Origin of the sequence: Pseudomonas gingeri, assembly GCF_013385635.1 — a bacterium.
Classification (GTDB): Bacteria; Pseudomonadota; Gammaproteobacteria; order Pseudomonadales; family Pseudomonadaceae; genus Aquipseudomonas; species Aquipseudomonas gingeri_A.
Genome location: NZ_JACAPR010000002.1, coordinates 16,346 through 36,545 on the forward strand (window position 1 = coordinate 16,346; position 20,200 = coordinate 36,545).

Annotated in this window: 22 protein-coding genes; 12 read left to right on the forward strand and 10 right to left on the reverse strand. The window is 62.6% G+C overall.

Going from position 1 to position 20,200, the window contains the following annotated elements:
* Positions 1–22: 22 nt before the first annotated feature.
* Genes HX851_RS01475 through HX851_RS01485 form a run of 3 tightly spaced genes read left to right on the forward strand, consistent with a single transcriptional unit; the run spans position 23 to position 4,132 of the window.
* Positions 23–1,129, forward strand: coding sequence for an HlyD family secretion protein (locus HX851_RS01475; RefSeq protein ID WP_177064704.1), 1,107 nt, complete (start codon positions 23–25; stop codon positions 1,127–1,129).
* Positions 1,122–2,708 carry an MDR family MFS transporter gene (locus HX851_RS01480; RefSeq protein WP_177057151.1) on the forward strand — a complete coding sequence of 529 codons (1,587 nt, stop codon included), beginning with the start codon at positions 1,122–1,124 and terminating at the stop codon, positions 2,706–2,708. The genes HX851_RS01475 and HX851_RS01480 overlap by 8 nt, the downstream gene beginning before the upstream one ends.
* Positions 2,705–4,132, forward strand: a complete 1,428-nt coding sequence (locus HX851_RS01485; RefSeq protein ID WP_177057150.1) for an efflux transporter outer membrane subunit — start codon at positions 2,705–2,707, stop codon at positions 4,130–4,132. Before HX851_RS01480 ends, HX851_RS01485 begins: the two co-directional genes overlap by 4 nt.
* Positions 4,133–4,141: 9 nt before the next feature.
* Here HX851_RS01485 and HX851_RS01490 read toward each other — a convergent pair whose 3' ends face one another.
* The 4 genes from HX851_RS01490 to HX851_RS01505 all read right to left on the reverse strand — a co-directional run bounded on the left by HX851_RS01490 (position 4,142) and on the right by HX851_RS01505 (position 7,781).
* On the reverse strand, positions 4,142–5,665 hold the full coding sequence (locus HX851_RS01490) for a class I adenylate-forming enzyme family protein (protein ID WP_177064706.1): 1,524 nt from the start codon (positions 5,663–5,665) through the stop codon (positions 4,142–4,144).
* 122 nt (positions 5,666–5,787) lie between these two features.
* On the reverse strand, positions 5,788–6,282 hold the full coding sequence (locus HX851_RS01495; protein ID WP_177057148.1) for a DUF1640 domain-containing protein: 495 nt from the start codon (positions 6,280–6,282) through the stop codon (positions 5,788–5,790).
* 291 nt (positions 6,283–6,573) lie between these two features.
* Complete coding sequence (locus tag HX851_RS01500) at positions 6,574–7,230, reverse strand: peroxiredoxin-like family protein (protein ID WP_177057147.1); 657 nt, start codon at positions 7,228–7,230, stop codon at positions 6,574–6,576.
* 119 nt (positions 7,231–7,349) lie between these two features.
* A complete protein-coding gene (locus HX851_RS01505; protein WP_177064708.1) occupies positions 7,350–7,781 on the reverse strand; it encodes a GFA family protein in 432 nt (143 codons plus the stop codon).
* A gap of 140 nt (positions 7,782–7,921) precedes the next feature.
* Between HX851_RS01505 and HX851_RS01510 the strand changes: the two genes are divergently transcribed.
* A complete protein-coding gene (locus HX851_RS01510) occupies positions 7,922–8,812 on the forward strand; it encodes a LysR family transcriptional regulator (protein ID WP_177057146.1) in 891 nt (296 codons plus the stop codon).
* A gap of 24 nt (positions 8,813–8,836) precedes the next feature.
* On the opposite strand, the gene HX851_RS01515 is transcribed toward HX851_RS01510, so the two are convergent.
* From HX851_RS01515 to HX851_RS01525, 3 genes are all read right to left on the reverse strand, one after another.
* On the reverse strand, positions 8,837–9,523 hold the full coding sequence (locus tag HX851_RS01515; protein ID WP_177064710.1) for an amino acid ABC transporter permease: 687 nt from the start codon (positions 9,521–9,523) through the stop codon (positions 8,837–8,839).
* A 3-nt stretch (positions 9,524–9,526) separates the two neighbouring features.
* The gene (locus tag HX851_RS01520) at positions 9,527–10,255 is read right to left on the reverse strand and encodes an amino acid ABC transporter permease (protein WP_177064712.1); all 729 of its coding nucleotides are present in this window, start codon (positions 10,253–10,255) and stop codon (positions 9,527–9,529) included.
* A 79-nt stretch (positions 10,256–10,334) separates the two neighbouring features.
* Positions 10,335–11,141, reverse strand: a complete 807-nt coding sequence (locus HX851_RS01525; protein WP_177057143.1) for an ABC transporter substrate-binding protein — start codon at positions 11,139–11,141, stop codon at positions 10,335–10,337.
* A gap of 358 nt (positions 11,142–11,499) precedes the next feature.
* Here HX851_RS01525 and HX851_RS01530 point away from each other — a divergent pair, with 358 nt between their 5' ends.
* From HX851_RS01530 to HX851_RS33525, 5 genes are all read left to right on the forward strand, one after another.
* Positions 11,500–12,552 carry an isopenicillin N synthase family dioxygenase gene (locus HX851_RS01530; RefSeq protein ID WP_177057142.1) on the forward strand — a complete coding sequence of 351 codons (1,053 nt, stop codon included), beginning with the start codon at positions 11,500–11,502 and terminating at the stop codon, positions 12,550–12,552.
* Positions 12,553–12,580: 28 nt separating this feature from the next.
* Entirely contained in the window at positions 12,581–13,396 is an 816-nt protein-coding gene (locus HX851_RS01535; RefSeq protein WP_177057141.1) for a MetQ/NlpA family ABC transporter substrate-binding protein, read from the forward strand.
* Positions 13,393–14,172: a methionine ABC transporter ATP-binding protein gene (locus tag HX851_RS01540; protein ID WP_177064715.1), complete on the forward strand. Its 780-nt coding sequence runs from the start codon at positions 13,393–13,395 to the stop codon at positions 14,170–14,172. Before HX851_RS01535 ends, HX851_RS01540 begins: the two co-directional genes overlap by 4 nt.
* Positions 14,169–14,840 carry a methionine ABC transporter permease gene (locus HX851_RS01545; RefSeq protein WP_177057139.1) on the forward strand — a complete coding sequence of 224 codons (672 nt, stop codon included), beginning with the start codon at positions 14,169–14,171 and terminating at the stop codon, positions 14,838–14,840. The genes HX851_RS01540 and HX851_RS01545 overlap by 4 nt, the downstream gene beginning before the upstream one ends.
* A 285-nt stretch (positions 14,841–15,125) precedes the next feature.
* On the forward strand, positions 15,126–15,626 hold the full coding sequence (locus HX851_RS33525) for a hypothetical protein (RefSeq protein ID WP_256262358.1): 501 nt from the start codon (positions 15,126–15,128) through the stop codon (positions 15,624–15,626).
* A 68-nt stretch (positions 15,627–15,694) separates the two neighbouring features.
* Here HX851_RS33525 and HX851_RS01555 read toward each other — a convergent pair whose 3' ends face one another.
* The 3 genes from HX851_RS01555 to HX851_RS01565 form a co-directional block, all read right to left on the reverse strand.
* A complete protein-coding gene (locus tag HX851_RS01555) occupies positions 15,695–16,285 on the reverse strand; it encodes a helix-turn-helix domain-containing protein (RefSeq protein ID WP_177057197.1) in 591 nt (196 codons plus the stop codon).
* A 53-nt stretch (positions 16,286–16,338) separates the two neighbouring features.
* A complete protein-coding gene (locus HX851_RS01560; RefSeq protein ID WP_177057137.1) occupies positions 16,339–16,500 on the reverse strand; it encodes a hypothetical protein in 162 nt (53 codons plus the stop codon).
* A 157-nt stretch (positions 16,501–16,657) separates the two neighbouring features.
* Positions 16,658–17,401, reverse strand: coding sequence for a GntR family transcriptional regulator (locus tag HX851_RS01565; protein ID WP_177057136.1), 744 nt, complete (start codon positions 17,399–17,401; stop codon positions 16,658–16,660).
* Between the two features lie 135 nt (positions 17,402–17,536).
* Here HX851_RS01565 and HX851_RS01570 point away from each other — a divergent pair, with 135 nt between their 5' ends.
* Genes HX851_RS01570 through HX851_RS01580 form a run of 3 tightly spaced genes read left to right on the forward strand, consistent with a single transcriptional unit; the run spans position 17,537 to position 20,143 of the window.
* Positions 17,537–18,388: an ABC transporter ATP-binding protein gene (locus tag HX851_RS01570; protein WP_256262733.1), complete on the forward strand. Its 852-nt coding sequence runs from the start codon at positions 17,537–17,539 to the stop codon at positions 18,386–18,388.
* Positions 18,385–19,386 (forward strand): ABC transporter substrate-binding protein, encoded by a 1,002-nt coding sequence (locus HX851_RS01575; RefSeq protein ID WP_177057134.1) that lies wholly within the window; start codon positions 18,385–18,387, stop codon positions 19,384–19,386. Before HX851_RS01570 ends, HX851_RS01575 begins: the two co-directional genes overlap by 4 nt.
* A 7-nt stretch (positions 19,387–19,393) precedes the next feature.
* On the forward strand, positions 19,394–20,143 hold the full coding sequence (locus HX851_RS01580; protein ID WP_177057133.1) for an ABC transporter permease: 750 nt from the start codon (positions 19,394–19,396) through the stop codon (positions 20,141–20,143).
* Positions 20,144–20,200 lie beyond the last annotated feature (57 nt).

Sequence of the window (20,200 nt, forward strand, 5' to 3'; positions counted from 1 at the left end):
CTGGAATATTTTGGAGTGCGGCATGTCCGTCGATCAACCTATCGGTCAGCATGGCCGTCTTGAACCCGTGTCTGCCGGCAACCCTCCAGGGCGCCGGGGCAAACCGCCACGAGCCCTGATCGGACTGGGCATTCTCGCGGTAGTGGCCGTGGCCGGCTGGGGTGCGCACTGGTGGTTCAGCGGGCGCTTTGTGGAAACCACCGATGACGCCTACCTGCAGGCCGACAGCATGACCGTGGCGCCCAAGGTCGGTGGTTATGTTGCCCAGGTACTGGTCAGCGACAACCAGACCGTCGCTATCGGTCAGCCGTTGGTACGCCTGGACAACCGCAAGTATCAGGCCGCGCTGGACGAAGCCCAGGCCACCGTGGCCTCGCGCCAGGCTGATGTTGCCAGGGCCGAAGCCGAACTGGTGGAGCAGGGGGCGAGCATTGCCCAGGTGCGTGCCCAGCTCGATGGCGCCAATGCCGACCTGCGCCATGCCCAGACCCAGGTCAAGCGCTACGCGCCCTTGGCCCGCTCCGGGGCCGAGACCGAAGAGCATCTGGCCGACCTCAACAATCAACTGGCCCAGGCCAGCACCGGCCTGGTCGCGCATCAGGCTTCGCTGCGGGCGGCCGAGACCCGTATCGGCACGCTCAAGGCGCAGTTGCAACAGACCCAGGCGCAACTGGCGGTGGCCCAGGCCAGTGCCCGGCAGGCCCAACTGGACCTGGACGAAACCACCGTGATCAGCACCCTGGCCGGTCGGGTGGCCGATCGCAGTGTGCGGGTCGGTCAGTTCACCCAGCCGGGTACCCGTCTGCTGACCGTGGTGCCGGTGCAAGCGCTGTACCTGACGGCCAACTTCAAGGAAACCCAGATTCACCATATGCAACCCGGCCAGGCGGTGACGGTGCACGTTGACGCCCTGGGCAGTGAAGACCTGCGCGGCCATATCGACAGCCTCTCGCCTGGCACCGGTTCGCAGTTCGCGTTGTTGCCGGCGCAGAATGCCAGCGGCAACTTCACCAAGATCGTGCAGCGGGTTCCGGTGCGAATCCAGCTGGATGTCCCGGAGTCGGCGCGTGCCGTGCTGATGCCGGGCCTGTCGGTGACCGTCGACGTGGATACCCGTCACCATGGCTGACAGCGCGCCGGTCGCGGCAACGCCGGAGCCCGCGCCGGAGGCCAATGCCTCGGTGACCGACTGGATCGCGGTCGCGGCCGGCGCCCTGGGCGCCCTGCTGGCGACGCTGGATATTTCCATCACCAACTCGGCATTGCCGCAGATCCAGGGCCAGATCGGCGCCTCGGGCACGGAGGGCACCTGGATCTCCACCGGCTACCTGATGTCGGAGATCGTCATGATCCCGCTCGCGGCCTGGCTGACCCGGGTCTTTGGCTTGCGTCGTTTCCTGATGGGCACGGCGATGACCTTCACGCTGTTTTCATTCTTCTGCGGCATGTCCACCAGCCTCACCGGCATGATCCTGGCGCGGGTCGGCCAGGGCTTTGCCGGTGGCGCGATGATTCCCACGGCACAGACCATCATCGGTACGCGCCTGCCCAGGCATCAGATGGCGATCGGCATGTCGATGTTCGGCCTGATCGTGCTGCTGGGACCGTTGCTGGGGCCGGTGCTCGGCGGCTGGCTGACCGAGAACGCCAGCTGGCGCTGGTGCTTTTTTCTCAACCTGCCCATCAGCCTGGCCCTGGTCACTTTGCTGTGGACCGGCATCCGCCCGGAAAGAGCCGACTTCCAGCAGTTCATCAAGGCCGACTGGCTGGGCATTCTCGGCCTGGCCCTGGGGTTGAGTGCGCTGACGGTGATCCTCGAAGAGGGCCAGCGCGAACACTGGTTCGAGTCCTCGCTGATCGTCGGCCTGAGCCTGTTGATGCTACTGGGATTTATCCTGGTCGCCTTCGGCCAGTTCAGCGCGCCCAAGCCGATCGTCAAGCTCGAACTGATGCGCAACCCGCGTTATGCCAGCGTGATCCTGATCGTGTCGACGGTGGGGGCGGCAGTCTATGGCGTCTCCTATCTGTTGCCGCAGTTTCTCGGCAGCATTTCCGGCTACAACGCCCAGCAGTCCGGGTCGATCATGCTGCTGTCCGGCATACCGGCCTTTCTGCTGATGCCGTTCCTGCCCCGGTTGATGCAGCGTTATGACAGTCGCTGGCTGGTGAGCACCGGCCTGGTGCTGTTCGTGATCAGTTGCATGATGAGCCTGAACCTCACGGTCGATAGCGTCGGCCATGATTTCGACGCGTCGCAACTGGTGCGCGGTTTCGCCCAGATCCTGGCGATGATGCCGCTCAACCAGCTCAGCATGGCGGCGGTCCAGGTCCATGAAAAAGGCGAGGCGGCGGGGCTCTACAACATGTCGCGCAATATCGGCGGTTCCATCGGCCTGGCCCTGACCGGTGTGCTGATCGACCGGCGCAACAGCTATCACGACGCGATGATCCGTGAGTCGCTAACCGCCAACAGCACCCTGGGCCAGGAGCATATGGCGGCACAGGCCGCGGCGTTCATGGGCCAGACCGGTGACCAGGCACAGGCGCAATTGCAGACGATCGGCCAGTTGAGCCGCGACATTGCCCTGCAAGCCTCGGTGATCACCTTCAGCGACTGTTTCTACCTGCTGGGTATCGCCTTGGCGTTGTGCATTCCCCTGGCCTTTTTCCTCAAGAAACCACCTCTTCCGGTGAGCCCCGCACGATGATCGACAGAACTCTGATTTCGGCCCTGCTCATGGGCCTGCTCGCCGGTTGCACCGTCGGCCCCGATTACCACGGTGCGCCCGTGGTGGCGGAAAAGACCTTGGCGGCCGGGCGTTTCGCCCATGCCGATGCGGGCGTTGCCAGTACTCCGGCGGTTGCCCACTGGTGGCGTACCCTGGGCGATACACAACTCGACAGCCTGGTGGAAACCGCACTCGACGACAGCTCGGATATCCACGTGGCCCAGGCGCGTCTGCGCCAGGCGCGGGCCGGGCTGCATGGCCAGCAAGCGGCCGGCCGGCCGAAATTGAGCGCCAATGCCACGGCGATCCGCTTGCGTTCCCCCGACCTTTCCGGCCTGACGGGGCAGGACAGCGGTAGTGGCGGGCGCGGGCCGTTGTCGTTGTATCTGACGGATTTCGATGCCAGTTGGGAGGTGGACCTGTTTGGCGGTACGCGGCGCGCCATCGAAGCCGCCTCGGCCAGCGCCGACGCTTCGGCCGAGTCCCTGGCCGATGCCCAGGTACAACTGGCCGCCGAAGTCGTGCAGGCCTATGTCGGCCTGCGTGACCAACAGACCCGCCTGGCCCTGGTCGATGCTTCGGCCAATCTGGAAGCGCAGGTGGTCGACCTGACCCGGCAGCGCCGCAGTCGTGGCGTGGCTTCGCAACTGCAACTGGAGCAAGTCACCACCCAATGGCAGACCACCCGCGCGCAGCGCCTGCCGTTGCAGGCGCAGATCATCGAGTCGCTGGACCAACTGGCGGTGCTCTGTGACCTGGAACCGGGCGAGCTGGACAGTCGTCTCGGCCAACCGCGCGGGCTTCCCCGTATTCCCGCGAGCGTGCCGGTCGCCGATCCGGCGGTGCTGATCAAGTCCCGTCCGGATATCCGGGTTGCCGAGCGCCAACTGGCTTCCAGCAGCGCCCAGGTCGGTGAGAAAAAGGCCGACTGGTTTCCCAAGCTGTCGCTGACCGGCGACCTCAGTTTCAGCGCCGCCGAGCCTTCGCATCTGATGCGCAAGGACAACGCCACCTGGCTGCTGGTCCCGCGACTGACCTGGAACGCCCTGGACTTCGGTCGCGTGGCGGCGAATATCGACAGTGCCGAAGGTGGCCTCGACGAAGCCCTGGCACATTATCGCGGCGTGGTCCTCGGTGCATTGCGCGATGCCGATGTGGCCCTGGCGCGTTACGGTCACCAGCGTGAGAACGTGGTGCTGCTGAGGGATATCGAAGCGTCCTCCGCGCGTGCGGCCAGCCTGACCCGTGAACGCTACGACGCCGGCACCGCCAGTACCCTGGACTGGCTGAATGCCGAACGCACACGCTTCGATGCCGAGCAGAATCGCGTCAGTGGCGACAGTGAACTGCTCAAGGATTTTGCTTCGCTGCACAAGGCGCTGGGGTTGGGCTGGCAGGGTTGAGAGGGCGCGTTACGAGTAGCGCTCAATCGCAATCCTTACCACCTCGCTACGCACGATCTTGCCCAGGGCATTACGCGGGATCGCCGTGGCGATCACGATCCGCTCTGGCAGCTTGAAACTGGCCAGTCGGGTTCGCAGCCAGTCGAGGATTTCATCGGCGGCACCGGCGGGGTCGGCATCGGCAGTCAGCCTGACGATGGCCACCACCCGCTGCCCGGACTCGTCGTCGGGTGCCCCGGCCACGGCGGTATCGGCCACCGAAGGGTGCTGGATCAACTGGTTCTCCACCTCTATCGGCGAGATATTCAGGGTGTTGCTGATGATCAGGTCCTTGCAGCGGCCGACATAGCGATAGTCGCCGTTGCTGTCCTGCTGCATCAGGTCGCCCGAGGCAAACCAGCCATCGCGTGTATGGCTGACGATATCGCCAGGCCCGGTCCAGTAGCCCAGGCTCAGATTCGGGCCGCGCATTTGCAGTTCGCCCACCGTGCCCGGGACGACCTCGGCACCTTGTCCATCCACCAGGCGCGCACATCCGGGTACGGCGCGCAGGGAGGCATGGTCCGAGCCGAAGACCATGCTGCCGATACACTCCGTCAGGCCGTAGGTGTTGCCCAGTTGCAGCTTGAAGGTGGTTTCGAAGGCCTGTGCAACCTGTGGTCGGCAGGCATCGCCACCGACGCCGCAGACGCGCAGCGAGCTGATATTCCGTGGACGCTTCTGTTGCGCCTCGACCAGGGGCATGCAGATAAACGGCGCGACGAACATCGCCGTACCACGGTGCTCCTCGATAACGTCGAGCACCGTTTCGGCATTGAAACGGGCGAGCATGACCTCCTTGCAGCCCTTGATGATCGTAACCAGCAGCAGAAGCGAGCCGGAAATATGCGCGACCGCGGTGCTGCCGATCAGGCAACTGTCGGTGTCTATCTGCCATGCGTTCAAGGCGCTGGTGACGTGGGCGACGACACGTTGGCTATAGGCAACCAGCTTCGGTGTGCCCGTGGTGCCGGAGGTGGCGAGCAACAGGAACGGCGAGTCGATATCCGAAGGTAGAGGCACCTCTGTCGCGTCCATATCGTCGAGCAGTTGTCGCCAGGAATCCGGACCGTCGCCAGCGGAGAGAAAGCGTCGGCTGCGCTCCAGCAGCGCAGGGTCCATCCGGGCGACGACATCCTGCAGATCGGCGTCATGGATGAAAAGTGCCGGTCGCTGCCGGTGCAGGAACTCGTTGAGTTCGATGGCCGTGAGTTCGGTCTTGAGGGACACCGCGATGCTGCCCGTCATCATGGCGGCGAACAGGAACAACGCATACACCGGCGCCGGCCTGACTACCAAGGTGATCCGGTCACCGGGACGGATGCCGGCGCGGCGCAGGCCGTTGCTCAGCCGCACCACCTCGCCGGCCAGGCGTTGATAGGTCCAGACATCGCCATCGGCTATCAAGGCGACTGCATCGGGACGCTCGTAGGAATGACGAAACAACTCTTGAAGGGGCGTTGGCGAGGGCGGCAGGAGGACATCTGTAGACATGGATATTTTCCAATGGAGAAAGCAGGGCGGCGTGTTACCTGAACAAGGAAACACGCTGCCCACCCCATTTATTCCTGCTTGTCAGCAATTCCCCGTAATCGCTGTACCGGCTTGCCCGGGTGTTATCCGCTGAACAGTTCGAAGGTGTTTCTGATAAACGGGGCCGCGACACAGAGGAAGGTCACACCGACGCTCCATTGCAGGACCTTGATGGAAGCGCGTTGCTCGACGGACTGTTCCCGGAGCAAGGAGTGCAGATCCCTGATCGAGGCACGAAATTCGGCGCCCTGCTCCTTGATCGAAGCGCGCAGCTCGGCTCCCTGTTCCTGGATCATGGAGCGCAGTTCAACCCCTTGCTCCTTGATCATGGAGCGCAGTTCAAGCCCTTGCTCTTTGATCATGGTGCGCAGTTCGTCCCCTTGCTGTTTGATCGAGACTCGTAGTTCATCTCCCTGCTCCTTGATCGAAGCACGCAATTGGGTCTCGACTTGCTTGAGGTCGGATTTCGATGCGAGTTGTTCCACTTCAGCCTCCCAGGCATCGACTACTGCCCTGGACTTTTCCGATGGAACGCTGACGGCGGTCAGCGCGTCGTAGAGTGTAATTGTCAGTGCCATTGTGCCTCCTGCGCCTGAGACTGATCAGGAAGCTCACCCCACAGTGAGTCTCCGTTACGCTAGCGCCGATCGTCGACCCAAACGCACCGGATGAAATAGCCAGACTCGTCGTTGAATGCTGTAGTCCTTTGCCTGGTAAATTGAGTGGAGTTGATCGTTTGCCACGGTAGGCGAACGTTCTGGCGACGTCTGCACAATAAATGGAGGGCGTCGGGCACGTCGACCTGGTCGATTAATCGCTGGAAATCCGTTGAAACCGTCACCGGTGTGACGGTTTCGAGTGCTTGCCGCTCAACCGCGCAAGGCGGGCAACAGCTCCTCCGGATCGGGGCGCAGAGTGTAGTCGGGGTTCACTTCCGCGTAGGTGATTCGCCCGTCTTGTGCGATCACGAAACGTCCCGGCATGGGCAGGGTCCAGGCCGGATCATCGTTGAACGTCGGCAGGTCGTTGCCGAAGCCACGATACAGCTCGATCAGGTAGTCCGGCAGCCTGAAGCGCAGCCCGAATGCCGCGGCGACGTCGTTGTGGGTGTCGCTGAGGATCGGGAAGGTCAGGTTGTTCTGGCGTACCGACTTGCGGCTGTTGGCCTTGATCTGCGGCGAGATCGCCACGAGGTTGGCACCCAGTGCGCGGAACCTGGGTAGCGCCTCCTCGAGGGCTTGCAGCTCCATGTTGCAATAGGGGCACCATACGCCCCGATAGAAACTCACCACCAGCGGCCCCTTGGCCAACAGCTCGGCGGAGGACACCGGGTTGCCGTCCGGGTCGTTCAGGATAAACGCCGGGGCCAGGTCGCCGACTTTCAGGGTGCGTTCGGCCAGGCCACTGGCAATCAGTTCGTCGGTGGCCCGTTTCATCACCGCATGAACTTCCGGCGGGGCGTTGTAAGGTGGTTTGCCGCCGACGAAGTCGGCCTTGAAGGCGTCGAGTTTTGCTTGCAGGGTCATGAGGGTTACCTGAGTGATTAAGTGTTCAATCGCCAGGTCATGGTCACAGGCCGGTCCCGTGATCGCTAGGGAGGCGGCCGGCATAGCTTCTATTCTTCGCCGGAATAGGCGCGATGTGGCTAGCTCAACGCCGCCGCGAACGCCTCGGGTGTAGGGCTTCGCGGCCAGCTGGGAATACCGTCGGGCAGCGTCAGCCAGGCTTGCTTGTGTTGCACCCAGATATGCGCCACGGGTTGCAGGGCGGGACTGTTGTCCAGCGTGCCGGCGCGCAGCACGTGCAGGCCCGGTGCGGCGCTGGTGGTGTTGTAGAGACGGGTATGGCACACACCGCACAGGTAGTGATGCGAATGCACGCCGTTACTGTCATGGGCGTATTCCGTGAGCGGACCGTTGATGTGCAGGGTGTTTCCCGGCAACAGCGCGTGCAGGGCAAAGGCGCTGCCGCTCCAGGTCTGGCAATCACGGCAATGGCAGGCATAGACCGCCAGCTGAACGTCGGCAGCCAGGGTGTAGCTCACGGCGTGGCAGCGGCATTGGCCAGTGAGGGACATGGGAGAACTCCTTCAGTATTCAGGTTGCGGGCGCGGCATAAGCTCTGGGATAACCGCCCGTGGGATATGCTTGACCAGCATGAGGCCGTGCCTCACGAAAGAAAATCAGCCAAAGTTGCCCAGCGGCTCACAGGAAATGTATGAACACCCCTCAACTACAATGGGAAACCCAGCGTGCCTTTCTGGCGGTATTGCGTGCTGGCAGTCTATCGGGAGCGGCACGTTTGCTGGGGATCGCGCAGGCCACCGCGCGGAGGCGGATCGAAGCGCTGGAGCAGAGTGTGGGCGTCAGCCTGTTTATCCGCTCGCCGGCCGGGTTGTTGCCGACGGACATGGCCAAGGACCTGATCAGCCATGTCGAGGCCATGGCCATGGCGGCCAACGCCTTCAACCGCGCGGCGTCGGCAGATGCCGATGTGACGGGCGGCACGGTACGCCTGACCAGCAGCAAACTGCTGGGCGTCGAGGTACTGCCGCCGATGTTGCGCACGTTGCGGCAAGCCCATCCGCAACTGGCCGTCGAGCTCAGCGTGTCGAACCGGCTGCAGGCACTGTCCCGACAGGAGGCCGATGTGGCGGTGCGTATCCGCCGGCCGACCGAGGCGGCCGTGGTCACGCGCAAGGTCGGCGACCTGCGGGTCGGTCTCTATGCCACCGCCGAACTGTTGGCCGAGCAGGGGACCCCGGACACTGTCGCGCAGCTCGACGATTACCCGCTGATCGGGCCGGATCGCAACCTGGTGGAGCTGCAGTTTCTGCGCGAGCACGGCTTCGACTGCACGGTGCAGCGTACGCTGATTCGCACCGACGACCACCTTGCGCAGTGGGCGGCGTTGCGTGCGGGGCTAGGCATCGGCGTCTGCTCCAGCCAACTGGCGCGGCGTCATGGCCTGGTGCGCGTACTGCCCGGGCAGGTGGATTTTGCCGTGGACGTCTGGATCGCCATGCACCAGGACATGCGCCGGGTCCAGCGCATCGCATTGGTGTTCGATGCGCTGGGGGAATCGCTGACGCAGTTCCTGAATACCTGAGGGATGATCGTTCCCACGCTTGAATCAGCCGCGTTTCACCTGCTGTTTGCGCGTGGCGAAACCGGCCAGCAGATCGAGGCTGGAGCAGATCAGGAAGTAGACGAGGGCCACGAACAGGAATATCTCCGTGGGGTGGACCATCACCCGGTTGCTGACCTGGGTGGCGACGAAGGACAGTTCCCCCACGCCGATCACATAGGCCAGCGAGGTGTCCTTGATCAGCGAGATCCACTGATTGAGGAACGATGGCAGCATGATCGGCAGGGCCTGGGGCAGGATGATCAGGCGCATGACCTGGACGGGACGCATGCCCAGGGCGCGGGCCGCTGCCCACTGGCCGTCCGGCAGGCTCTGGATACCGGCATGGACCGAGTACGCCAGGTACGCGCCGCCGATCAGCGAGAGGGCACAGACCACGGTGAACAGCGCCGGTATGTCCACATGGAAGACGATCGGCAGCAGGAAGTAACTCCAGAAAATCAGCATCAGCACCGGGATTGCCCGCAGGAAACCCAGCACGGTGATCAGTATTCCCCGCGGCCAGCCCTTGAGGGTACTCAAGGCAATGCCCAGCACCAGGCCCAGGACGGCGGCGGTAATCCCTGACAGCACGCTCAGCAGCAGGGTCAGCGCCGCGCCGCCCAGGGGACCGTTGGGGTAGGCGCCGATCAGGAAGTAGTCGAGGTTGTCGCTGATAACGGAAAAGTCCATGGCTTATGCGGCTCCCTGGCGATAACGCCTGGTTTGGCGGATCCATTGTCCGGCCGTTTCGATCAGCGCGATGCTGAGAATGTACAACAGGGTGGCGAAACCAAAGGCCTGGAAGGTCTTGAAGGTTTCGGTCTCCACCTGGCGCGAGGCGTAGGACAGCTCGGCGAGGCCGATGGCCATGGTCAGCGAGGAGTTCTTCAATGCGTTCATGTATTGCCCCAGCAAGGGGCCGAGGGCGGTGCGCAAGGCCTGCGGCAGCACCACGTAACGCCAGACCTGGGCCGGTCGGAAACCCATGGCGATACCGGCTTCGCGCTGCTGCGGGCGCACCGAGGCGACGCCGGCACGAAACTCTTCGGCGATAAACGCCGAGGTATACAGGGTCAGCCCCCAGAAGCCAGCGATGAATTCAAACGACGGCCAACTGATTTCCACGCCGGCCACGCTCACGTCATGGGGCAGGTTCAGCCAGCTAACCAGGCCTTCGGGCAACAGGGCGCTGACGCCGAAATACCAGAAGAACAGTTGCACCAGCAGCGGTGTATTACGAAACAACGCCAGGTAGGTGCGTGCCGGCCAGGCGATCAGGCGCGAGCGGCCGAGGCGCGCCAGGCAGACGAGGAAACCCAGCCCGGTGGCGACCAGGCAGACCACGGCCGACAACGCCACGGTCAGGACAAATCCATCGAACAGCCATTTCAGGTACTGCGGGCCGAGCAATTCACCAAACATCGATCACGGTGTCCATCCAGAATACAAAGAGCCCGCGCGGAGAACCGCGCAGGCTGTGGGTGTACGGCGGGGAGGGCGATCAGCTCTTGTCGCCGATCTTGTACAGGCGGGCCAATGGGGTCTTGGTGTCCGGGCCGAACCAGGTGTCGTAGATCTTCTGCGCCTGGCCCTTGCTTTCCAGTTCCACCAGCGTCTGGTTGACCAGTTCGGTCAGGGCGGTCTCGCCCTTGGGCAGGCCGACACCGATCAGGTCATTGGAGATGGTGAAGGGCGGAACCTCGTACTTGTCCTTGTCCGGCACGTTGGCCAGCAGGCCGATCAGTTTCGGACCGTCCTGGGTGATTGCCTGGACATTGCCGTTGCGCAGGGCGGTGAAGGCGAACGGGGTGTCGTCATAGGCGACGACCTTGGCGCCCGGGAATTTTTCCCGCAGTACGCCTTCGTTGACCGTGCCCTTGTCCACGCCCACGCGCCATTTGTTCAGGTCATCCTGGGACTTGAGGGTGCCTTTCTTGACGATGAATTGCTGGCCGGAGCTGAAGTAGGGAATGCTGAAGTTGACCTGCTGGGCACGCTCCGGGGTGATGGTGAAGTTGGCCAGGACCAGGTCGACCTTGTTGGCTACCAGCAGTGGGACACGGTTGGCCGGGTTGGTCGGTTGCAGCTGGAGCTTGACCCCGAGCTTGTCGGCAATGGCCTTGGCGTAGTCGACGTCCAGGCCTTCGATCTGTTTGCTCTTGGCATCGATAAAGCCGAAAGGTGGATTACTGTCGAACGAGGCGACGCGCAGGACGCCGGATTTCTTGATGTCTTCCAGGCGGTCGGCGTGGGCCAGGCCCGAGAGAACGGCGAGAGTGAGGGCAGTGAGGGCAGTCAGTTTTTTCATGGTGATCTCAACACTTGATGGATGATTCTGGCGCCGAGTCTTGCAGTCCGATGAATAAACGACAAAAGAATATAAAAGAATGATTTGATTCTTTTTTGGAATAAGTGGTTTTTTCGGGGGCTCTCTACAAGCTCTGTTCCAGAGCCTTCTAGAAGAATCGTGCCGGCAACGGCCAGTCATTTTTCTGCCTGCACTGGGCAAGTCGGGGTGAACCTAAGCTAATTCTAAAAAGATATTTATTACGATTTTTTAAGATCGGATAGTTTTGTTGGCAACGGGATTTCAGCAGCTCGCCCAAGTTACTGCGGCGGGGTGTCGGATATCAGGACGAATGTTTCCAGACCACAGGGAGTGACCCATGCCGCAGCCGCTGGACATCACCGCGTTGCCGCTCCTGGACCTTTCGGCGCTCGATGGCGGCGTCGAACAGCGCCAGGAATTTCTCGATGCACTGCGTCACGCCGCCCGTGACGTCGGATTTTTCTACCTCACCGGACACGGTATCGACGGCAATCTGCTCAAGCAGGTCCAGGATCATGCCTGGAAGTTCTTTGCCCTGCCCGAAGCGGAAAAAAATGCCGTCGGCATGATCCATTCACCGCACTTTCGTGGTTACAACCGCGCCGCCTCGGAGATCACCCGAGGCCAGCCGGACCTGCGCGAACAATTCGATATCGGTGCCGAACGCGAAGCCCTGGCGCTGGATGAGCACACGCCGACCTGGGCGCGCCTGCAAGGACCGAACCTGTGGCCGGCGGCGCTGCCGCAGCTCAAGCCCCTGTTGCTCGACTGGCAGCAGGCCATGACCCGGATGTCGCTACGCCTGTTGCGGGCCTTTGCCCAGGCGCTGTCATTGCCGCAAGGGGCGTTCGACCCGCTGTACGGCGACAAGCCCAATGAACATATCAAGCTGATCCGCTATCCCGGCCGCAGCGCTGACGAGAGCAACCAGGGCGTCGGCGCCCACAAGGATTCCGGTTTCCTCAGTTTCCTGCTGCAGGACCGGCAGGCCGGCCTGCAAGTGGAGATCGAGGAAGGCCGCTGGATCGATGCGTTACCACGGGAAAACACCCTGGTGGTGAATATCGGCGAATTGCTCGAACTGGCCACCAACGGCTATCTGCGGGCCACGGTGCATCGCGTGCAGTCACCGCCGGCCGGGCAGGAGCGGTTGTCGATTGCCTTCTTCCTCGGCGCGCAACTGGATGCGGTGGTGCCGCTGTACCCCTTGCCGACCGCGCTGCTGCGTGAGGCGCGGGGTCCGGCCAGCGATCCCGACAACCCGTTGTTGCGTGATGTCGGCTGGAACTACCTCAAGGGCCGCCTGCGTTCGCACCCCGATGTCGCCCGGCGGTTCTACGCCGATGCCCCCACACCCCAGGTGTTGGCCCCGAAGGCCGTCAGCGCCTGACCCTGTCATTTGCTCAAGGATTACCAGCATGTTGAAAAAAACCGGATTGACCCTGGCGGTCCTGGCGGGCCTGTTCGCTTCCTTCGGCGCCCTGGCCGCGGAACCGTTGCGGGTGGCGGCGGACCCGGTCCCCCACGCGCAGATCCTGGCCTATGTGCAGAAAATCGATCCGCAACTGAACCTCAAGGTCATCGAAATCCCCAACGGCGTGAACTCCAACGAGCTGCTGGCCCACGGCGATGTCGATGCCAACTACTTTCAGCACCTGCCGTACCTCAATTCCCAGGAACAGGCCCTCGGCCAGAAATTCGTGGTGGCGGCCACCGTGCATATCGAACCGCTGGGAATCTACTCGCACCGGCATAAAAGCTTCGACCAGGTGCCGCAAAAGGGCACCGTCGCGCTGCCGAACAATGTCACCAATCTCAGTCGCGCCCTGTATCTGCTGCAGGATAACGGCCTGATCAAGCTCAAGCCCGGCTTCAACAATCCGGCCACCGACCAGGCGACGCCCAGGGATATTGCCGAGAACCCCAGGCAACTGAAGATTCTCGAGATCGAATCACCGCAGTTGCCCCGCGCCCTGGACGATGTCGACCTGGCGGTGATCAACGGCAACTACGCACTGGAGGCCGGATTGTCGCCGGCCAGGGACGCCCTGGGCCTGGAAAAGGCTGCCCATAATCCGTACGCGAATATCCTGGTGACGACGCCGAAGTTGCAGGATGACCCACGGATCAGGCAACTGGCCAAGGATCTCAACTCACCCCAGGTCGCGAAGTTCATCACCGATACCTACTCGGGCTCGGTGATTCCAGTGACCGTCGCGGCCAGTGCACCATGATCCGCATCGAGCAGTTGAGCAAACACTATGGCGACGGAGCACCGGTACTGGACCGGGTGTCCCTGGATATCCCCGACGGGGCGATCTACGGCATCGTCGGCCGCAGCGGCGCCGGCAAGTCGACCCTGCTGCGATGTCTCAATCTGCTCGAACGCCCCAGTGCCGGACGCGTAGTGGTCGACGGCCAGGATCTGACGGCACTGTCCGAGCAGGACCTGCGTCGCCAGCGCCAGCGCATCGGCATGATCTTCCAGGGCTTCAACCTGCTGCATTCGCGCACGGTGTTCGACAATATCGCCGTACCGCTGGAAATCGCCGGTGTCGGCAAGGCCGAACGGCACGAGCGGGTGAGTGAGTTGCTGGAACTGGTGAGCCTGGCGGACAAGGCCGAGGCGTTTCCCTCGCAACTGTCCGGCGGGCAGAAACAGCGGGTCGGCATTGCCCGCGCCCTGGCGGCACGGCCGGCCTATCTGCTTTCGGATGAAGCCACCAGCGCCCTTGATCCGGAAACCACGGCATCGATTCTCGAATTGCTGCGCGATATCAATCGCCGGTTGGGGCTGACCATCGTGCTGATCACCCATGAGCTGGACGTCATCCGCTCGATCTGCGACCACGCCGCCTCCCTGGCCCAGGGGCGAGTGCTGGAGTCCGGCCCACTGGCGCGTTTGTTGGCCGACCCGGATTCGGCCCTGGGCCGCTCGTTGCTGCCGTCCCGACAGTCGCGCTTCGACGATGAGGTACGGGTCCCCCGCTTGAGGTTGGCGCAGTTATGAACCGGACCATCGACTGGAACGAGATTTTCCAGCTGTTGCTCAATGCCACTGGCGAGACGTTGTACATGGTGTTGCTGGCGGGACTCTTCACCTTGTTGATCGGCCTGCCCCTCGGGGTCCTGTTGTTCATCAGTCGCCGCCATGGCTTGTACCCGCTGCCGCGCCTGCATGGCGGCTTGAGCGCGCTGGTCAACCTGGGACGGTCGTTGCCATTCGTGGTGATGCTGATTGCCCTGATCCCGCTGACCCGGCTGATTGTCGGCACCACCCTGGGCAGTACCGCCGCCGTGGTGCCGATCACCATCGGCGCTTTTCCGTTCTTTGCCCGTATCGTGGAAAACGCGCTGGATGAGGTCGACAAGGGACGCATCGAGGCGATCCTGTCCATGGGCGGTGATATCCGCCATGTGATTTTCAAGGTCCTGTTGCCCGAGTCCCTGCCGGCCCTGCTGGCGGGCGTCACCCTGACCCTGGTGATGCTGATCGGCTTCTCCTCCATGGCTGGGGTGATCGGCGGGGGCGGCCTGGGGGACTTGGCGATCCGCTATGGTTACCAACGCTTCAACAATCAGGTCATGGTCGCCACGGTGATTGTCCTGGTGATCATGGTGCAGGGCGTGCAAAGCCTCGGTGACCGGCTGGTGCGTTCCCTGGCCCATCGGCGTTGAGGAAACCAGGAAAGTTCGGCCTGGTTAGATTGATTATTTCCTTCGGTTATTTGAATAGCGCATATAGGCATATCCAAAGCCGGGTTTCTGCAGCTTGAACTTCGTCCCTGTCTGCTTTGAAAGCGATATGAACGTCAAGGCAGATATCGGTCCGCAAAGGACAGCATAAAACTCGCTGCGACATCCGTTCCCGCTGCTGGATCGGCATCTTGCCGTGTGCCTGGCATTCCTTAGAATCCGCCCCATCAGCTTCGTCCAACTATCGAACTATCAGGGAGTTTCACCATGATGAATGCCATGCAGATGCCAATGCCGATGAACACCATGCCGATGATGCCGGCCATGGGTATGCCGATGATGATGGCGACCATGAGCTGCGAAATGATGGCCGACGGCATGCTGTGCAAGATGATGCCGGCAGCGGGCATGGACATGGCCATGTTCAAGAACAGCGCGCAAATGATGCAGATGATGATGGACTGCGGCATGCCGATGATGATGCATTGCGCCAACATGAGCATGATGTGCATGTCCCAGGCGGCCATGGCCATGCCGATGATGAGCAGCATGATGCCGATGATGGGCATGCCGATGCCATCGATGAAGTGCGTGATGGAATGCTCGATGCTGGCCGACGGCATGCAGTGCAAGATCATGCCGATGGCCGGTATGAACATGGACATGATGAAAAGCTGCTGCGCCCTGATGATGAAGCTGATGGACGACTGCAGCATGCCGATGATGATGAGCTGCAACGGCATGCCGATGATGTGCTGCACCTGCTGATCGATCGCGGCAGTAAAAAAGCCCGGCTGGAGTAATCCTCGCCGGGCTTTTTCGTGGCTGTCGGTGGGTCAGTCGAGGCGTTCGGGGTAGGTCACCACAAGGTACGCCACGGCTTCGCTGTCGGCGGGGTTGCGATAGCGATGCGGCTGGTCGGCGTAGAACAGGATCGAGTCGCCGGTGGACAGCAGGTAGCGCTGGTCATTGACGCTGATCTCCAGTACGCCCTGGGACACCACCAGGTTTTCCTGGACACCGGGGCCGTGGCCTTCGGATTCGTCCTCGCCCAGCGGGCTCAGGCGCAACTCGTAGAACTCCGATTGGCGGGCGACATCGAACGGGAAGAGGGCGCGGCTGACAAAGGCGCCGTTGGCACTGACCAGGCGTTTGCTCTTGTTCGCCGACAACACGGCCACGCCTTCGAAGGCGCGATGTTCGAGGAACGCCGCCACCGATACTTTCAGGCCCTTGGCAATCTTGCACAGCACCTTGATCGACGGCACGCTGCGGCCGGACTCGATCTGCGCCAGCATCGCCCGGCTGACCCCGCATTGGCGGGCGAGGGCGTCGAGGGACAGATGATGCTTGCCGCGTAAGCGTTGCAGGTTCTGCGCGACCCGTTCGCAGATCGGATCTTCTTCCAGCGCCTGCAGGTGGTTCAGGTCCAGCAGCGGTTCGTCGGCACTCGGCAGAAACCGCGAGGGCTCCTGTGCATTCACGCGTGACGGATCTCGCTGGCGCGGGCGGTCTGCACCCACTGGAATGCCTGGTAGCCGGCATTGCGTGCATACAGTTCCCACAGGGTCCGGGCCAATTGTTGCGCCTGCTTGCGTTTGCGGTAGCGGGCGAGGTCGATAACGGTATCGGTCGGATGCATGGGGACTCTCCAGTGTCGGTATGAGGGGAGAGTACGTGGTTGTTTTAATAACGATAAATACTGATTATTTATTTATTAATTCTTTTTGGATCTTAGTGCGATTGTGCGGTGAAAGCCTGTCGCCAGGCCCCGGAACGAACCTGGCGGGCCGTCGTTCTCACGCGCTCGGGCTGGACTTGAACACGCCGCTCAGGACAAAGGCGTAGCGTTCCGGGCGAATGAAGAAGGTCGTGCGGTCACAGCAGCGGCCATCGGCGAAATACGAGGTGCGCTCCATGACCAGCAGGGCCGCACCGCGTTTGACATTCAGCGCGGTGGCCAGGTGTCTGTCGGCTTCCTGGGCGCGGATCGCCATGTCGGCGCGGGTGACCGGCGAGCCGGTGATCGACTCCAGGATCGAATAGATCGGCCGGTGCTCGACCTCGCTCCAGACCACGCTCGCCAGTTCGGCGGGCAAGTGGCTGCGGCCCAGGGCAATGGGGTCGTCGTCGACAAAGTGCAGGCGCTCCAGCAGCAGGCAGTCCTGCGCCGGGCCGAACAGGCCGCGCAACGCCTCGGGAACCGCCTGGAGATGATGGTCGAGGACCCGCATGCTCGGCTTCAGTCCTTGCAGCAGCAAGGCTTCATGAAAGCTGCGCAGGGCATCGAGGCCATGGCGCACCTGCTTGGCCGCGACAAAGGTGCCCTTGCCCTGTTTGCGTTCCACCACGCCATCGTCGCTGAGTTTGCCCACGGCCAGGCGGATGGTCACGCGGCTCACCGCAAAGCGCTGGCCCAGTTCGGCCTCCGAGGGCAGCTTGCCGCTGGGTTCGTAGTCGCCGCGCTGGATCTCGCCGAGCAACTGGTGGGCGATCTGTTCATAGAGCGAGGTCGTGCTGTCGCGAAGAATGGACGTAGACACTGAGTGATTCCATGGCCGGAGAAGCGAGGACCGAGACTTCGCTTCTAAGGTTATAAAAACAGGTTATTGGGATGACTTGTATTAATACGTATTATGTCAGGCATTCCTATTGTAAACGACCTGACGACACTTGCCATGCCAGAACTCTTTCCTTGTGCCCCGCGGCCGGCCGCGGCACTGATGGTCGATGACATCAGTTTCAGTTACCCCAACGGTCATCGGGTGTTTTCCTCCTTCAGCCTGAGCGCCGCCCCTGGCGAGTTCGTCGCGATCCTCGGGCCTTCCGGCTGCGGCAAAACGACCTTGCTGAACCTGTTGTCGGGTTTTGTCCGGCCGCAGTCGGGACAGATCCACCTGAACGAGGCCACGGTGCAGCCGGAGCATGCGGAACTCGGCTATGTGTTCCAGGCGCCGCAGTTGTTTCCCTGGTTGACCGCCCTGGAGAACGTGCGCTTCGGTTTGCGCATGGCCGCCGAGGGCAGTGAGGCGCAACAGCGCGAGCAGGCGGTGCAGTACCTGCGCCTGGTCGGCCTGGAGCAGGCTGCCCAGCGTTTGCCTCACCAGCTGTCCGGCGGGATGCAGCAGCGTGTCTCGCTGGCCCGCACCCTGGCGCTGGAGCCGCAGGTGTTGCTGATGGACGAACCCTTCGCCGCGCTGGATGCCATCAGTCGCAACAGCATGAACGAGGAAACCCTGCGGATCTGGGCCGAACTGGGCCAGACGGTGCTGTTCATTACCCACGATATCGACGAGGCGGTCTTCCTCGCGGACCGGGTGATTGTCCTGAATATCGCCCCGGGTGGCATCCACAGCGAGCTGCGGATCGACCTGCCGCGTCCACGCTCCAATCGCCACACCCGCCGGCTGCCGGCTTTCCTCGATTACCGCAATGAGCTGATGGAGCGTATTGCCCAGGTCATGGCGCTGTCCGAGGCCCGCATTCCTCCCGTCGTTTCCCTCTCCCTTGAAATCGAGTCGATCCAATGATCAAACGTAGCCTGCTTGCCCTTTCATTCTCCGTGGTCGCCATGGCCGGCGGTTTATCGGCCGTTGCCGATGAGGCCCGGCCGTTGCGGGTGGGGTATGTGTTTGCCATGGCCAACGCGCCGGCGCTGATCGCGGACAAGCAGGGATACTACCGCGAGGAAGGCCTGACGGTGGATCTCAAGGCCCTCGGTGACGGGCCGGTGATCCAGCAGGCACTGGCGGCCGGTGAACTGGATGTGGCCTACGTCGGTACGCCACCGGTGTACCAGTGGTTCTCCCGTGGCCTGCAGAGCCGCATCCTGGCCAAGGTCAACTACGGCCAGGCTGCCGTGATCGTCGACAGCAAGAGCCTGATCACTTCCCTGGCCGGACTCAAGGGCAAGAAACTCGCCGGGGTCAAGAAGGGCAGCGGCATGGACGTGCTGCTCAGGGGCTATGTGCTCAAGGAGAAGGCCGGTCTGGATCCTGAGACCGACCTGAGCATTATCGATATGCCGCCGGGCAACATGAACGCTGCCCTGGAGCGCGGCATCGTCGATGCGGCCTTTTCCTGGGAGCCCTTTGTCAGCCAGTCGCTGCTGCGCGGTTCGAGCCGGGTACTGTTCGACGTCAACCAGGCCTTGCCCGAATACCCCTGGTACGTGGTGATCGCCTTGCCGAAGACCTTGCAGGAGCGCCCTGACGATGTGGTCAAGCTGCTGCGGGCGCATCGCAGGGCGATTGCCTTTCTCAACGAGCATCCCGCCGAGTCGAACCGGATCATTGCCGAGGCGTTCAAGCTCGAAGCGGTACAGGGCCCTGACGGCAGCACCATCGCCCCGGAAACCATCGTTGCCCAGGCTCGTAGCCGGCTCGGCTGGTCGGCGGATCTGCAGGACGCCGACATCCGCTTTATCCAGCGCCTGATGAACTACTCCCACGACCTGGGCTTTATCGATGTCGCGCTCAAGACCGAGCAGATCGTCGACACCACCTACCTGGAAAAAGCCTCGCGCTGAGTCTGTCATGTCCTTGCCAAAACCGAATTGGGGCTGGGCTTCGCTGCCCGTCCTGCTGTTGATCTGGGTGGCCCTGGCCAGCCGTTTTCCCACTTACATCCTGCCGCAGCCCTGGGACGTGGCCCGCGAGACGTTGCGCTGGCTGGGCGACGGCTCGCTGTGGCAGCACCTGCGGGCCAGCGTGCTCGAAGAGCTGGGCGGGTTCTGTGCCGCGGTCATCGTCGCGCTCCTGTCGGGCGCGGCGGGCGGGCTGTCATCGCGTTTTCGCGATTTCATCTCGCCGCTCAACAGCCTGTTCATGGCGATCCCGCCCATCGCCTGGGCACCGTTGATCATGATCATTTTCGGCCTGGGCTACGTGTCCATCGTCCTGGTGATCTTTATCGCCGCGGTGTTTCCCATGGCGGTGACGATCCAGGAGGGCGTGCAGAGCATTCGCGGTGGCGAAGTCCGTGCCGCGCGCACGCTGGGGGCCAATCCCTGGCAACTGCTGGCCCATGTCTACCTGCCGGCGTCGCTGCCGTTTGTCACGGCCGCCCTGCGTATCGGCTTCAGCCAGGGCTGGCGGGCGCTGGTCGCCGCGGAAATGATCGGTGCCTCCCAGGGTATCGGCTGGATGGTCGCCACCGGCGGCCAGATCGGCAACAGCAGCCAGGTACTGCTGGGCATCGTGCTGATCGGCCTGACCGCCTGGCTGATGGAGAGTTTCGTGTTCCGGCGCATCGAGCGTCACTACCAGAAATGGCGTGTGCAATAGGTCGCGACGATCCCCTTGCCCCCTTGAAAATTCCGCCAAGACCCGTACGAGGTGTCA